Origin of the sequence: Xenorhabdus sp. PB62.4, assembly GCF_014467285.1 — a bacterium.
Lineage (GTDB): Bacteria > Pseudomonadota > Gammaproteobacteria > Enterobacterales > Enterobacteriaceae > Xenorhabdus.
Map to the genome: position 1 here is coordinate 1 of NZ_NKHR01000079.1, position 1,355 is coordinate 1,355.

Annotated in this window: 2 protein-coding genes; one reads left to right on the plus strand and one right to left on the minus strand. The window is 46.8% G+C overall.

Features of this window, described 5'->3' with window-relative positions; all coding sequences use genetic code 11:
* Positions 1 to 73 precede the first annotated feature (73 nt).
* Entirely contained in the window at positions 74 to 1,078 is a 1,005-nt protein-coding gene (locus Xenpb_RS19265) for an IS110 family transposase (RefSeq protein WP_187655726.1), read from the plus strand.
* Positions 1,079 to 1,110: 32 nt separating this feature from the next.
* On the opposite strand, the gene Xenpb_RS19270 is transcribed toward Xenpb_RS19265, so the two are convergent.
* Positions 1,111 to 1,278 (minus strand): hypothetical protein, encoded by a 168-nt coding sequence (locus tag Xenpb_RS19270; protein ID WP_187655727.1) that lies wholly within the window; start codon positions 1,276 to 1,278, stop codon positions 1,111 to 1,113.
* Positions 1,279 to 1,355 lie beyond the last annotated feature (77 nt).

Genomic DNA, 1,355 nt, shown 5'->3' on the forward strand with positions numbered 1-1,355 from the left:
GCCTAATGAGATGGTCACCCCCACCCTGTGAGCGGTATGCTGGCAGGGTGTTTTTCTTTCAGGAGAGGCCATCATGCAAAACGTCACACTTATTGGTATTGATCTCGGTAAACATTCTTTCCACGTGCATTGTCAGGACAAGTCCGGCAAGGCGCTACTACGTAAAAAATTCACGCGTACCAAACTGATTGAATTTTTAGCAGGATGTTCATCAGCGACTGTTGTGATGGAGGCCTGCGCCGGTGCCCATTTTATGGCGCGTCGGATCGCTGATTTAGGCCATGAAGCAAAGCTGATCTCTCCGCAGTTTGTCCGCCCTTTTGTAAAGAGTAACAAAAACGATTTTGTCGATGCTGAAGCTATATGTGAAGCCGCCTCTCGTCCATCCATGCGATTTGTGCAGCCGCGAACTGAATCTCAGCAGGCTATGCGGGCTTTGCATCGCGTCAGAGAATCGCTGGTCAGGGATAAAGTCAAAACGACCAATCAGATGCATGCATTTTTACTGGAATTTGGCATCAGCATGCCGAAAGGTATTGCGGTGATTAAGCGGCTTTCAACCGTCCTAGCGGAAAATGAGCTACCGCCTTATCTGGCTCAGTTACTGATTCGACTGCACGATCATTACCAATATTTAGTGATGCAGATAACAGAGCTTGAAAGCGCTTTGGAGCAAGAATTGTCGCGCGATGAAACAGGACAGCATCTAATGACGATTCCGGGAATTGGGCCGATAACCGCAAGCGTTTTATCGTCTCAGCTTGGCGATGGTAAGCAATATGACTGCAGCCGGGATTTTGCAGCATCTACAGGGCTTGTTCCACGTCAGTACAGCACTGGAGGCAAAAATACTTTACTAGGTATTAGCAAACGTGGAGATAAAAATCTGCGGCGGCTACTAGTGCAATGCGCACGGGTATTTATCCAGAGAATAGACTACCAGTCTGGAAAATTAGCTGACTGGGTAAGAACCCAACTGGCGAGAAAACACTCCTGCGTAGTGTGTTGCGCCCTGGCAAATAAATTAGCCCGGATAGCCTGGGCTATCACGACGCAGAAAACCGTGTTCGAAAAGTAGCGATAAAACCATTCTGATAGGAAGGTTAATCATTAATTTAAGAAGTTACTCATCTGGTTTTGCGAAGACTGATTATTGATGACATGAACGGCCTGACGACCTGATAAAAAACCTAATATAAAAAATGGCTTATTGAAGCCGACGGCCTTTTTAGGAATATCAGGTGCGGAACTCATCGAGGCGCGGGCATCCTTGCCCATAGTGACGCCGGATAGATTTAAGCAAGCCCATCATAAATCAAAATCAGTGTTGCAAAAACGGGGGTGACCATAGATTT